The following is a 12,771-nucleotide window of genomic DNA, read 5'->3' on the forward strand; positions in this document are numbered from 1 at the left end:
GGATGGTGGCCCGTTGCCGCCGTTCGTTCCCGTCGTGGCGGGAAGCGACGGCGCGACGGCCGGCATCAATGCTGGCTGGTACAGCCCTTCTTCGCCTCGACGAGTTCCTTCTTCAGCCGATCCACCTCGGCCTTCAGCATGGCGACCTCGTCCTTGGTGTCCTCGGCGGCAGGGGGGGACCCGGAACTGTCCTGACCGCGATAGAACGGAGTGAACAGGCTGAACGCCCGTTCCATCATCGCCATGTTCTGGCGGCTGACTTCCTCCATGCTGCCGAACGGGAACAGGTTGCCCATCGTCTTCTGCATCGCGCTGCGCATCTGCTCCTGCTGCTGCGCGAAATTGGCCATGGCGTGTTCCAGGTATTTCGGCACCAGGCCCTGCATCGAGCCGCCATAGAAGCCGATCAGCTGGCGCAGGAACGTGGTCGGCAGCAGGTTCTGCCCGCTCTTGCCTTCTTCCTCGACGATGATCTGGGTCAGGACGCTGCGGGTGATGTCATCGCCGCTCTTGGCGTCGTAAACGACGAAATCCCGGCCGGCACGCACCATGTCGCCCAGATTTTCCAGCGTGATGTAGCTGGAGCTTTCAGTGTTGTACAAGCGCCGATTGGCGTATTTCTTGACGACGACGGGCGCCTTATCCGCGTTCTTGTTATCCGGCAAAATCTGGACGGTGTCTGCCATGCGATCCTCACCCTATGCGCCGACCATATCGTTTATTTCGCAGGTGCGAAAGGCGCAAATTCCAGTGCGGTTATAGGTTTGACGTTTCACCGCCGCCGGACCACGCCTATGGTCCGCCGCGAGGAGGGTTGATGGGGCATGAGCCTGGAGTCCGGTCAGGACGATCCCAAGGCAGGCGACGCACGGACGGACTCGACCGACCACCGCTCGGACTCCGCCGGCCCGGCGCCGGAACCGGACTTGCGACGCCTGGCGCAGGATTGGATCACGCTGTGGGAAAGCGAGCTGTCGGCGCTGGCGGCCGATCCGGAAATGCGGGAGGCATGGCAGGCGATAGCATCCGTATGGGCAGGCGCCTTGACGGCCGCCCTGCGGGCGATGCCGCGCGGGTCGGAGCCCTGGTGGCCCGCCGGTGCCTCCCCTGCCCCCACGCCGCCGGATCATGAGCACCCCGTTCATCAGCGCCCAAGGCAGCAGCGGGAGCAGCAGCAACCGGCCCGAGGCGCCGGGCCCGCTGATGCGGCGCGGGCCGCGCCCGCTGCTGCTGCACCTGACGCTCGCGACGCTGAGATCGACCGTCTCTCGCGCCACATCGATGCATTGGAACGCCGTCTCGCCGACATCGAGCGCGGCGGCGGTGGTGGACGCGCTGCGCCGCGCCGCCGCGGACGGAAACCGCGATCGACCGGGTGACGCCGCGTTCAGCGCCGAGGTGGTGGCCGAGACGCTGCGCCAGGACGCGCTGCTGATCGAGGGAATCGCGGCGTATCGGCGGCATCCGTATCGGCGGACGCTGGCGGACCCGCCAGCCGTGTGGGCCGAGGGCGGGTCACGGCTGCTGGACTACGGCATGGCCGGCGGCGGCATGACCGGCGGCGACATGACCGGGGGCGGCATGGCCGGCGGCGGCAAGGCGGGGGGAGGCAAGCCTGGGGGAGGCAAGGCCGGGGGCGTCCCGGCGGTGTTCGTGCCCAGCCTGGTGAACCGCGCCTATGTCCTGGACCTGATGGAAGGAGGATCGATGCTGCGCTGGCTGGCGCAGCACGGCGTGCGGCCGCTGCTGCTGGACTGGGGCTGGCCGGGGGAGGCGGAGCGGCGGTTCACCCTGACCGATTACGTCGCCGGCCGGCTGGAACGCGCGCTGGGCTACGCCGCGTCGTTCACCGGCGGCCCGACAGTCCTGGTGGGTTACTGCATGGGCGGCACCCTGGCGGTGGCGGCGGCCCAGCGCCGGCCGGACCTGGTACGCGGCCTGGGATTGCTGGCGGCGCCGTGGGACTTTCATGCCGGCGACGCGGAGCAGGCAGCCCAGGTGGCGGCGATGCTGCCGCTGCTGGAGCCGGCGATGGCACTGGGCAACGCGCTGCCGGTGGACCTGCTGCAATCGCTGTTCGCGCTGCTGGATCCCTGGGGCGTTGCCGGCAAGTATCGATCCTTCGCGCGGCTGCCGCAGGACGGGCGGCGCGCGCGGCTGTTCGTGGCGTTGGAGGACTGGCTGAACGATGGCATCCCCCTGGCGGCGGAGGTCACCCGGGCCTGCCTGCGCGACTGGTATGGCGCGAACACCCCATTCCGCGGCGACTGGCGGATCGCTGGGCTGGCGGTGGAGCCGCGCGCGGTGACAATGCCGGCCTTCGTGGCGGTGCCGGCCCAGGACCGCATCGTGCCACCCGGCGCCGCGCGGCCGCTGGCGCGCCTGATCCCACGGGCGGAGCTGCATGAGCCGGCGGCGGGGCATATCGGCATGGCGGCCGGCAGCCGGGCGGAAACGGCATTGTGGCAACCGCTGGCGGCATGGATCGCCAGGGTCGCCGGCTCCGGCGTATCGGGGGCTGGAGCCAGAGGCACCGGAGGTACCGGGGTCGGAGGTGGGGGACCTCGGGTTCCGCGCCGCCGGCCCGGGGCTCGACACGGCACAGGCAGCGCCGCGTGATGGCGGCTTCTCCGCCGCCCGGCCCGGTCGGCGCGGCATCCGGCGGCCCTGGCCGGACCGGCCGGCTTTCGTCAGCCCTGGGCTTTCGTCAGCCCGGGCTTTCATCAGCCCTGGGGTTTCGTCAGCCCTGGGGTTTCGTCAGCCCCGGGTTTCATCAACCAGGGATTCCGACCAGCAGGGAGCCGACCGGCAGCCGATGGATTTGCCCAGCACGATCGCCCTCGGCGTCATCGAGGGAGTCACCGAGTTCCTGCCGATCTCCAGCACCGGCCACCTGCTGATCGCGGAGCAATGGTTCGGCCGCCGGTCCGAGGTCTTCAACGTGGTGATCCAGTCCGGCGCAATGCTGGCGGTGACGGTGATCTACTGGCGGCGACTGATGGCCTTCGCGCTGGGCTGGCGGCAGCCGGAGACGCGCGCCCATGTCGGCAAGCTGGCGCTGGCCTTCCTGATCACCTGCGTGCTGGGGCTGGCCGCGAAGAGGTTCGGCTTCCGGCTGCCCGACACGGTGGGGCCGGTGGCCTGGGCGCTGATCGCCGGCGGCGTCTGGATTCTGCTCGCGGAATGGCTCGCCGCTCTGCGCCCCGACCGGGCGGCGATATCCTGGGTGGCGGCGGTCGGCGTCGGCATCGCCCAGATCGTCGCCGGACTCCTTCCCGGCACGTCCCGCTCGGGCGCCACCATCTTCACGGCGATGCTGCTGGGTACCAGCAACCGCGCGGCAGCCACCGAATTCTCCTTCCTGGTCGGAATCCCCACCATGTATGCCGCCAGCGCCTATGAGCTGTACAGCGGCCTGCACCACGGCGAGGCGCACGAAGACTGGGCCGAGCTGGGCGTGGCGTTCGTGGTGGCGGGGGTCACGGCGTTTGTCGCGGTGTCCTGGCTGCTGCGCTACATCCAGACGCACCGCTACGTGGTGTTCGCCGTCTACCGGCTGCTGCTGGGTGCGGCGCTGCTGGGCCTGGCCGCGCGGGGCGTGGTGTAGGGATGGCGGCCCCGATCGGCCCCCGGATCAGCCCCGGATCAGTCATTGATCGGGATGAAGCGCAGCTTCCGGCCATCGACGCACAGCGCCACCTTGCCCTGCTTCAGGCGCAACGCGTCCTCGCCGAACACGTCCCGGCGCCAGCCGTGCATCGGCGGCACATCCGGCTCATCCTCCAGCGCCAGCCGGTCGATATCCTCGGAACTGGCGACCAGGCGCGGGGCGACGTGGTGCTGCTCGCACTTCGCCGCCAGCATCACTTTCAGCAGGGACACCAGCGCGGCGGACGGGCGGGCGGAGTCGCGCGGCTGGGCCAGCACCGGCAAGGCGGCGTCGGGGACGGACCTGGCGGCGGCGAGCGCCTCCAGCAGCGAGGTGCCCGATCTACCCTCGGCAAAGCCCTTGGTGATGCCGCGCACGCGCGCCAGGGCATCGGCATTGGCCGGGGCCGTGGCGGCGATCTCCAGCAGCGCTTCGTCCTTGACCAGCCGCTGGCGGGGGATGTTGATCCGCTGTGCCTCCCGTTCCCGCCACGCGGCGGCGACCTGCAGCAATTGCAGCAGGCGGCGGTTGTTGGACCGCGGGCGCAGCCGTTCCCAGGCGGTTTCCGGATCGGGACGGTAGGTGGCGGGATTGCCCAGGATCGCCATTTCCTCGGCCACCCAGCCCAGGCGGCCGTCCTTCTCCAGCCGCTGGCGCAACCTCGTATAGACCTCCCGCAGATGGGTGACGTCGGCGGCGGCATAGGAAATCTGCGCCGGCGACAGCGGGCGGGCCGACCAGTCGCTGAAACGGTGCGCCTTGTCGATGGTTCCGCCGGTCAGCGCCGAGACCAGCGCGTCATAGCCGACCTGGTCGCCGAACCCTGCCACCATCGCCGCCACCTGGGTATCGAACAGCGGCTTCGGCACGTCACCGAAACGCAGCACGAAGATCTCGATGTCCTGGCGCGCGGCGTGGAACACCTTGGTGACGGCCTCATCGGCGAACAGCGCGCGCAGCGGGGCCAGGTCGATGCCCTCGGCCAGCGCGTCGATCACCGCCACCTCATGGTCACCGGCGACCTGCACGACGCACAGTTCCGGCCAGTATGTCCGCTCCCGCATGAATTCGGTGTCGACCGTGACGAACCGCTCCTGGTGCATGCGCTGACAGAAGGCGGCGAGGTCGTCGGTCGCGGTGATCAATCGCGGCGCCGGAAAGGCCGCACGAGGGGGTCGAGACATCCGCCCCTTCTACACGCTGCACCGCAAAAGACCAAAGCGCCGGTGCCCGGACCCCGCCGCCGCGCGGCGTCCGATCGGCCACCGGCGCCGCGACCTCTCCGATCCGTCTGTTGCGCGCCGCCGCCACCTCCGCTATGACGCTTGCCATGTTCCACGGCGCGCCTTTCGCGAGCTTGTCCGCCGACGCCCCCGCGTCGGCCGCCGCGCGTCCGTCCGGCCTGATTCTCCTCCTTCGACTTACGCGCCCCTGAGCGTCTCGCCGGGTTGCTGAACGCCGGTCTCGCTCAGGGGAACCCCTGAGGCATGTATCGCGTCCAAATCGAGGGAAACCATCGCATGAGCATCAACCATCCCAGCTTCGGCAAGCTGGACGACAACCGCATCATCATCTTCGACACCACGCTGCGCGACGGCGAGCAGTCGCCCGGCTTCTCCATGAACCTGCAGGAGAAGATCCGCATGGCGGAGGCGCTGACCGAGCTGGGCGTGGATGTGATCGAGGCCGGGTTCGCCATCGCCTCGCAGGGCGATTTCGAGTCGGTGAAGACGATCGCCGAAACGATCGGCCAGCGCGACGATTCGCCGGTGCTGGCCAGCCTGTCGCGCGCCGGGCAGATGGACATCCTGCGCTCCGCCGAAGCGCTGAAGCCGGCGAAGCGCAAGCGCATCCATATCGTGATCGCCACTTCCGACCTGCACATGAAGCACAAGCTGCGCATGACGCCGGACGAGGTGGTGCAGGCGACGATCGACAGCGTGACCTTGGCCCGCCAGCACGCCGAGGACGTGGAGTGGTCGGCCGAGGACGCGACGCGGTCGGACCCCGATTTCCTGTGCCGGGTGGTGGAGGCGGCGATCACCGCCGGCGCCAACACGATCAACCTGCCGGACACGGTCGGCTATGCGCTGCCGGAAGACATCACCGCGATGTTCCAGAACATCCGCAACCGGGTGCCGAACATCGACAAGGCGATCCTGTCGACCCACAACCACAACGATCTGGGCATGGCGGTGGCCAATGCGATCGCCGCGATCCGCGTCGGCGTGCAGCAGATCGAGTGCACGATGAACGGCATCGGGGAGCGGGCGGGCAACGCCTCGCTGGAAGAGGTCGTGATGGCGGTGCGCACCCGCCACGACGCGATCCCGTTCGACAACCGGATCACCACCACCAACATCCTGCGCACATCCAAGCTGCTGGCGACCATCACCGGCTTCGACGTGCAGCCGAACAAGGCGATCGTCGGCCGCAACGCCTTCGCGCACGAATCCGGCATCCACCAGGACGGCGTGCTGAAGATGGCCGCGACGTATGAGATCATGACGCCGGAAAGCATCGGCTGGGCGAAGAACAGCCTGGTGCTGGGCAAGCACTCGGGCCGCGCCGCGTTCCGCGACCGGCTGGACCAGCTGGGCTACAAGATCGGCCAGAACCAGCTGAACGACGCGTTCCGCCGCTTCAAGGACCTGGCCGACCGCAAGAAGGTGGTGTTCGACGAGGACATCGTCGCCCTGGTCGATGACGAGGTGATGCGCGACCACGAACGCATCCGCTTCGTGTCGCTGGACCTGCATGCCGGCTCCAAGGGTCCGGCGAAGGCGGCGCTGGAGCTGGAGATCGACGGCGCCGTGAAGGCGGCGACCGCGACCGGCAACGGGCCGGTGGACGCGACGTTCAACGCGATCCAGCAGATCTTCCCGCACAACGCCACCCTGCAGCTGTTCTCGGTCGGCGCGGTGACCGAGGGAACGGACGCGCAGGCGAAGACCACGGTGCGGCTGGAGGAGAACGGCAAGATGGTCGACGGCCAGGGCGCCGATGCCGACACGATCGTGTCCGCCGCCCGCGCCTATGTCCATGCGCTGAACAAGCTGCTGGTGAAGCGGGAGCGGACGGAGCCGGTGGCGCTGTCGGCCTGATCCGCATCTCCGCCCCCGCATCTCCGCCCCCGTCGGTGGCCCCGCGTCGCTGGCGCGGGGCGGATTGCGTGGAACGCCGGCCGGCCTGATCGTTACGTTTAATCGCTACGGGTAATCGCTACGGGGTCAGGACGGCCAGAGACGGGGGGCTGGCAACGAAGCCGCCGGCGGGGCGGGCCGGTGTGGCCGCTTGCCGCCGCGCGCCGGACGGTTTCAGCCCGCGCGGCCGCGGCGTCCGGTCACTTCGGTCAGTTGTAGCCCCAGAACCCGCTCGATCCGGTCTGCGGCCCGGCATTCGTCGGACCATAGAAGGTGCCCATCGTCGATACGCCCGGCATCCGGTCCTGATCGAATGTCGCCGTGCCCCCGAGCGGTGTCTGCTGGCCTGGGCCGGTGATGCCCAGGGCCTGGGGATCCGTTCCGCACCCGGCAAGGCCCAGCAGGCAGACGGTGATCAGAAGCAGGCGCATGGCGATTCCAGGGATGGTTCCGGGGTCAGAAGATTCAAGGGCGAGGCCCAACGGGAGCGTTCCAAAGAGGGCGTTCCCAGGGAGGTGTTCCCAGGGAAGTGTTCCAAGGGGGTGTTCCGCGGGAAGTGTTCCAAGGGGGCGATCGGTCAGCCCGTCATAAACCGGTTCAGGTCCGGAGTCGCCAGGGCCGTATCCAGGTAGCCGAAGGTGCCGTGCTCCGCCACCTCCTTCGCCGCCGACAGCAAGCCGGTCATCGCCGCCCGATACAGCGAGGTCGCCAGGCTGATGCGTTTCACCCCGGCCTGGGCCAGCGCGGCGACGGTGAAGGAGCGGCCCTTGATGCCGGCCATGAAGTTCACCGGCTTCGACAGCGCCGCGCAGACAGCGCGCACCGCGTCCAGATCCGGCAGGCCGGGTGCCATCAGCACGTCGGCGCCGGCCGCCTCGAACGCCTGCAGCCGCGCGATGGTATCGGACAGGTCCGGGTTGCCGTGCAGGTAGTTTTCCGTGCGCGCGGTCAGGGTGAAGGGAAAGTCCAGCGACCGCGCCGCCTGCACGGCGGCGGCGATGCGTGCCCGCGCGGCGTCCGGCGGGAACAGGGGTTGGTCCGGGTAGCCGGTGGCGTCCTCGATCGAGGCCCCGACCAGGCCGATCCCCGCCGCCAGCCGGATCGTTTCGGCGGCCGCCCCGGGCGAATCGCCGAACCCCTTCTCCAGATCGGCCGAGACCGGCAGGTCGGTGGCGTCGACGATCAGCCGGCAATGCGCCAGCGCCTCCTCCCGCGTCACCATCCCGTCGCGGCGGCCCAGCACCCCGGCCGAGGCACCGCTGGACGTGGCGATCGCCTTGAACCCGATCGCCGCCAGCATCCGGGCGGAGCCGCCATCCCAGGCATTGGCGATGACGAAGCTCTCCGGCGCCTCATGCAGAGCGCGGAACGTTGCCGCCTTTTCGGCCTGGCCGGGCATCACTCGGCCGCCTTGCGCCGGGGGATGATCTGATCGGTATGCTCGCCCAGCCGAGGCGCCGGGGCGCGCACGGCACCGGGGGTATCGGACAGTTTCACCGTCACGCCCATGGTCTTGAACGGACCGGTGACGGGGTGCCGCGTCTCCACCACCATCTCCCGCGCCAGGATCTGCGGATCGGTGTAGACCTCATCGTAATGCAGGACCGGCCCGGCGGGGATGCCCAGCTTCTCCAGCTCCGCCAGCCAGAACGAAGACGGTTTCCGGCGCAACTGGTCGGCCAGCAGCGCCACCAGCGCCTCATTGTTCGCCACCCGGTCGGCATTGGTCTTGAAGCGGGGATCGGTCAGCAGCTCCGGCAGGCCGACAAGATTGCACAGCCCCTGGAAGAAATGCTGCTGCGAGGCACCCAGGGTGATGTAGCCGTCCGCCGTCTCGAAGCACTGGTAGGGCGAGCTGCCGCGATGCTGCTGGCCGATGCGGGCCGGCCGCGTGCCGGTGGCGAAATAATGGGCCGATTCATACACCGCCAGCGACGTCGCCGCCTCCAGCAGGGAGGTCTCCACACGCTGGCCGAGGCCGGTGCGGTGGCGCGCCTCCACCGCCGCCAGGACGCCGAAGGCCAGGAACATGCCGGCGGTGACGTCGGAGATGGCGATCGGCAGCCGGTGGGGCGGGCCGTCGGCCGGGCCGTTGGTGCTCATGAGCCCCGACATCGCCTGGGTGATCAGGTCGAAGCCGCCGCGCGAGGCATAGGGGCCGGTCTGCCCGAAACCGGATATCGAGGCCAGGATCAGCCGCGGATTGCGGGCATGCAGCACGTCCCAGCCCAGGCCCAGGCGGTCCAGCACGCCCGGCCGGTAATTCTCGATCAGCACGTCGGCGCGGTCGACCAGGTCCAGCAGCGCCTGCCTGTCGGCCGGTTGTTTCAGGTCCAGCACCACGGAGCGCTTGTTCCGGTTCCACGTCATGAACGGGGCGCTCTCGCCGTTGACGAAGGGCGGCATCTTGCGTGCCGAATCCCCGGCCGGCGGTTCCACCTTGATCACGTCGGCGCCATGGTCGGCCAGCATCATGGCGCAGTATGGGCCGGACAGGTGGCTGGTCAGGTCCAGCACCAGAAGATGATCGAGCGCGCCGGCCATGTCGGTTTCTCCCCAGGACGTCGGGGAGGAGCATGCCACAATTCCGGGACGGCGCCACCCGTGGGCCGGCGGCTGCCAGGCCTGCCTGCGCCCGCCACGCCATGACGAGGAGCCCGCCGGGGGCGAGGCCGCACGCCGGCTGGCGTCATTCCCCCAGGCCGAGCGTCCGGCCGGGATAGCCGGCGGCGTCGAAATACCGCGTCGCGCCGACCACCTGGTATTTCAGCACCGTCACGCGGCCGGCCTCATCCGGTTCGGACCGCATCACCAGCGGACGCGATCCCGCCTGGGCACCGTTCGGCATCGCCTCGGTCAGCACGCGGCCGATCAGCCTGCCCTTCGGCGGGATATGCAGATCCAGAACATGGGCGATGGTCATGCCGATATCGGGAGTGCTGGCCGGGGCCGGGTCCACATACCCGGCGCGAAACCCCGGTCCCGCCGCCCCCATGATGTTGCGCGTATCCGCTCGGCTGAAGCTGCCATGCATGCCCTGGCCCTGCTGCAGGCCGGTATCGGCGACCTCCACGCCGCAGGTCGTCTGATCGGCGCAGCCGGTCGAGAAGCTGCGGAAATTCACCGCGATCGCCGGCATCGGCGTGATCGCCGTGCCCTCCAGCGCGATCGCCGACAGCGGCAGCGTTCCCGGGATCGGCCCCAGGCGGGAATCGACGAACAGGCCGCTGACATAGTCCTGCGCCGCCAGGATCTTCACCACCCGTTCGGCCAGCGTCCTGTCCGGCTTCGGCAGATACACGAGGTCGGAGCCACCGTTCGCGGCCACCACGACGGCGGGGTTGGCCGCGTCGTCCCCGATCAGGCCGTTCGCCCGGGCCGGCGCCGCGCCCGGTGCCAGGGCCGTGTTCCTGGCGTCGCCCTTCGCGTCCGGATCGAACAGCTTCAGCCCCAGCCCGTGCGCGAGATCGATGGCCACGAAGCCCGGCGGCAGCAGGCCGGCCGGCACGCCCGGATAGCCCTGCCGCGCGGCGTGGCTCGTCGCGCTCTCCTTGGAGATGGTGGAGAAGCCGTGATCGGAGGTCAGGACGACATCGGTCGAGCCTTCCAGGCCCAGCGCCTTCAGCGCGGCGAGAAGCTCCGCCAGGTTGTCATCGGCGTTGCGGATCGAGGCGAGCGAGGTCGGTCCATCGATCCCCGGCAGCAGCCGCATCAGCGAGTCGCCCTGGTTGTGCTGCGTGCCGTCCGGATCGCGCGACCAGAACACCATCACGAACGGTTTGTGCCGGTCCCTGAACATCGGCAGCACGACCTTCGCCGCGAGATCGGCGAACCATTTCTGCTGCTCCACATTCGCGACATGCGTGCCGGGCGTGGTGGCGGTGCCCGCCTTGCCGTTCTCCCCGCGCGAGGGGGCCTGGGTGGCCAGGCCGGCCTTCCGCAACGCAGCCTGCACCTCGGCCGATAGCGGAACGCCGCCCGCGTGCCCGGTCTGGTCATCGGCGATGACGGTCTGCGTGGCCGCGCCGCCGGTGTGGTCGAAGATCAGCGCCGGCCCGAGCTTGCCGATGGTGGCGGTGGACAGCCCGGCCTCGGCGGCGGCGCGCAGGATCGTGGTTTCGTTCAGGTAATTGCCGGCGAAGTGCTCATCGATATCGCCCAGCACGGGGTCGCTTTCCAGGAACGGGGTCAGGCTTTCCCCGGCGCCCGGCACCGGGAAGCCCGTATAAATGGTGTTGGAGAAGTCGCCAGTGTCACCCAGGTAGTGGCCGGTCGCCATGGCCGAGGCGTTCGGCGTGGTGAAGGTGGGGAACACCGAATGCGTGTTGGCGAACCGCACGCCGCGCTTCATCAGCGCCGTCATCGCCGGGGCGGTCTGCTCAGTCACCATGCCCGGCCGCAGCCCGTCGGCGACGAACAGGATGACGTTATGCGGCGTGTGCGGCTGGGCCGGGTCCGCGGCCTGGGCGGCTGAGAGCAGGAAGGGCAGCAAGCAGGTGGCGGCAAGCAGGCGGCGCATCGAAAGGCGACTCCGTAAAGCGGTCTCCGGACACCGGCTACCCCGCCCGCACCGTCACGACATGTGAAGAAACAATGACAAAGGGAAGAAACAGCGACAAAGGGAAGAAACAGCGACGGAGTCCGGCCGGCGCCGCCGCAGCCGGGCATTGCGCGGTCCACGCCTGCCGGTTGTCGATCCCGGCGATCGCGCTCCGGAGCGGGGACACGTTCGATGCGGACCTGAATCCGCGCGGCCATGGCGCTACTCGCCTTGCACTGCACGGCGCGGGCGGCGACGATCTCCCGCAGCGCCGGGGCGGGTGTCGGGAACGGTCCGGGGTCAGACGGTCCGGGGTCAGACGGTCCGGTAACGATCCACGCCCGCGGCATCGGCCTCCAGCCGCAGCCGTCCCTCCGCCAGCATGTGGTTCACGTGCGCCAGCACCTCGCCGAACGCGAAGCCGGTCTGGTGCGCATCCAGTTCCCGCGTGAAGACGAAAGGCAGGATCTCGGCCACCGATAGCGGAGCGGTCCGGCATGCGGCCTCGATCTCTCCGCAGCGCAGCCCGTGATGCTCGATCAGCGCGTCGATCCGCCGGTGCAGCCCGTAGAACGGCAGCCCATGCCCGGGCAGGACCAGCACATCCTCGTTCACCGTGGCCCTGATGTCCCGCAGCGAGGCCAGATAGATGCCCAGCGCATCCAGCGTCGGCTCCATCGGATGCACGCTGACATTGGGGGAGATCCGGGCGATCACCTGGTCGGCTGCCAGGAACAGCCGGTCCTCGGGCCGGTACAGCATGGCCTGCTCCAGCGCGTGGCCGCCGCCTGTCCGCACCTGGAAGGTCCGGCCGCCGATGGTGACCGCGTCGTTGTGCTTGATCCGGTGATAGGATGGCGGCACCCCGGTGGTGCGGCGCAGATATTCGTGGCCGCGGCTCAGCACGATCTCGGTCACGTCCGGCGCCAGGCCGTGACGGCGGTAGAACGGGCGGAACACGTCGTTGCCGAAATCCGCGGGCGCGTGCTGCAGCACCAGGCTGTGCAGGTATTCCGGACGTGGCATGGTCAGCTCGATCCCGCAGCGCTCCACCAGCCAGTTGGCCAGTCCGACATGATCGGGATGGAAGTGCGACACGATCAGGGATGACAGGCCGTCCTGCTTCAGCGGGCCGGCGAAGGCGGTGTCCCAGCCGCGCCGGCAGTCATCGGTGCCCAGGCCGGTATCCAGCGCCACCCAGCCCCGATCCGCCCGGATCAGGTAGATGTTCACATGGTCCAGGCGGTACGGCAGCGGCAGGCGCATCCAGCGCAGGCCATCCGCGACCACGATCAGCTCGCCGGGCGCGGGCGGCTGCGTGAACGGGAAATCCAGGCCGGAAACGGGATCGTGCTGCATGCCCCCTGCCTAGACCAGTTTTGCCGGGGACTGAAACCCCGCGGCCGCAACGGTTCGGCGATGACCTCTATCTAAAGTTG

Annotated in this window: 10 protein-coding genes; 3 read left to right on the forward strand and 7 right to left on the reverse strand. The window is 69.4% G+C overall.

Features of this window, described 5'->3' with window-relative positions; translation table 11 throughout:
* Positions 1-65 precede the first annotated feature (65 nt).
* Positions 66-686: a polyhydroxyalkanoate synthesis repressor PhaR gene (gene phaR, locus VHC04_RS19450; RefSeq protein ID WP_325684392.1), complete on the reverse strand. Its 621-nt coding sequence runs from the start codon at positions 684-686 to the stop codon at positions 66-68.
* Between the two features lie 442 nt (positions 687-1,128).
* On the opposite strand from phaR, the gene VHC04_RS19455 reads away from it, so the two are divergent.
* Positions 1,129-2,619: an alpha/beta fold hydrolase gene (locus VHC04_RS19455; protein ID WP_325684393.1), complete on the forward strand. Its 1,491-nt coding sequence runs from the start codon at positions 1,129-1,131 to the stop codon at positions 2,617-2,619.
* A 196-nt stretch (positions 2,620-2,815) separates the two neighbouring features.
* The gene (locus VHC04_RS19460; RefSeq protein ID WP_325684394.1) at positions 2,816-3,607 is read left to right on the forward strand and encodes an undecaprenyl-diphosphate phosphatase; all 792 of its coding nucleotides are present in this window, start codon (positions 2,816-2,818) and stop codon (positions 3,605-3,607) included.
* Between the two features lie 38 nt (positions 3,608-3,645).
* Here VHC04_RS19460 and rnd read toward each other — a convergent pair whose 3' ends face one another.
* Positions 3,646-4,833, reverse strand: a complete 1,188-nt coding sequence (rnd, locus tag VHC04_RS19465; protein ID WP_325684395.1) for a ribonuclease D — start codon at positions 4,831-4,833, stop codon at positions 3,646-3,648.
* A 336-nt stretch (positions 4,834-5,169) separates the two neighbouring features.
* Here rnd and VHC04_RS19470 point away from each other — a divergent pair, with 336 nt between their 5' ends.
* Entirely contained in the window at positions 5,170-6,753 is a 1,584-nt protein-coding gene (locus VHC04_RS19470) for a 2-isopropylmalate synthase (protein WP_325684396.1), read from the forward strand.
* A gap of 248 nt (positions 6,754-7,001) precedes the next feature.
* Here the strand turns inward: VHC04_RS19470 and VHC04_RS19475 are convergent, their stop codons facing one another.
* The 5 genes from VHC04_RS19475 to VHC04_RS19495 all read right to left on the reverse strand — a co-directional run bounded on the left by VHC04_RS19475 (position 7,002) and on the right by VHC04_RS19495 (position 12,691).
* Positions 7,002-7,223, reverse strand: a complete 222-nt coding sequence (locus VHC04_RS19475; protein ID WP_325684397.1) for a hypothetical protein — start codon at positions 7,221-7,223, stop codon at positions 7,002-7,004.
* Between the two features lie 146 nt (positions 7,224-7,369).
* Positions 7,370-8,191, reverse strand: a complete 822-nt coding sequence (locus VHC04_RS19480) for an isocitrate lyase/PEP mutase family protein (RefSeq protein WP_325684398.1) — start codon at positions 8,189-8,191, stop codon at positions 7,370-7,372.
* Positions 8,191-9,336 (reverse strand): CaiB/BaiF CoA transferase family protein, encoded by a 1,146-nt coding sequence (locus VHC04_RS19485; RefSeq protein ID WP_325684399.1) that lies wholly within the window; start codon positions 9,334-9,336, stop codon positions 8,191-8,193. Before VHC04_RS19485 ends, VHC04_RS19480 begins: the two co-directional genes overlap by 1 nt.
* 145 nt (positions 9,337-9,481) lie before the next feature.
* The gene (locus VHC04_RS19490; RefSeq protein WP_325684400.1) at positions 9,482-11,311 is read right to left on the reverse strand and encodes an alkaline phosphatase family protein; all 1,830 of its coding nucleotides are present in this window, start codon (positions 11,309-11,311) and stop codon (positions 9,482-9,484) included.
* A gap of 336 nt (positions 11,312-11,647) precedes the next feature.
* A complete protein-coding gene (locus VHC04_RS19495; protein ID WP_325684401.1) occupies positions 11,648-12,691 on the reverse strand; it encodes an MBL fold metallo-hydrolase in 1,044 nt (347 codons plus the stop codon).
* Between the last annotated feature and the right edge of the window lie 80 nt (positions 12,692-12,771).

The sequence above is a fragment of the Rhodopila sp. genome, from assembly GCF_035548095.1.
GTDB lineage: Bacteria > Pseudomonadota > Alphaproteobacteria > Acetobacterales > Acetobacteraceae > Rhodopila.

Excerpts from the sequence above, each read along its gene's own strand:
- phaR (WP_325684392.1), bottom strand. The coding sequence starts at position 686 with ATGGCAGACACCGTCCAGATTTTGCCGGATAACAAGAACGCGGATAAG.
- VHC04_RS19455 (WP_325684393.1), top strand. The coding sequence starts at position 1,129 with ATGAGCACCCCGTTCATCAGCGCCCAAGGCAGCAGCGGGAGCAGCAGC.
- VHC04_RS19460 (WP_325684394.1), top strand. The coding sequence starts at position 2,816 with ATGGATTTGCCCAGCACGATCGCCCTCGGCGTCATCGAGGGAGTCACC.
- rnd (WP_325684395.1), bottom strand. The coding sequence starts at position 4,833 with ATGTCTCGACCCCCTCGTGCGGCCTTTCCGGCGCCGCGATTGATCACC.
- VHC04_RS19470 (WP_325684396.1), top strand. The coding sequence starts at position 5,170 with ATGAGCATCAACCATCCCAGCTTCGGCAAGCTGGACGACAACCGCATC.
- VHC04_RS19475 (WP_325684397.1), bottom strand. The coding sequence starts at position 7,223 with ATGCGCCTGCTTCTGATCACCGTCTGCCTGCTGGGCCTTGCCGGGTGC.
- VHC04_RS19480 (WP_325684398.1), bottom strand. The coding sequence starts at position 8,191 with ATGCCCGGCCAGGCCGAAAAGGCGGCAACGTTCCGCGCTCTGCATGAG.
- VHC04_RS19485 (WP_325684399.1), bottom strand. The coding sequence starts at position 9,336 with ATGGCCGGCGCGCTCGATCATCTTCTGGTGCTGGACCTGACCAGCCAC.
- VHC04_RS19490 (WP_325684400.1), bottom strand. The coding sequence starts at position 11,311 with ATGCGCCGCCTGCTTGCCGCCACCTGCTTGCTGCCCTTCCTGCTCTCA.
- VHC04_RS19495 (WP_325684401.1), bottom strand. The coding sequence starts at position 12,691 with ATGCAGCACGATCCCGTTTCCGGCCTGGATTTCCCGTTCACGCAGCCG.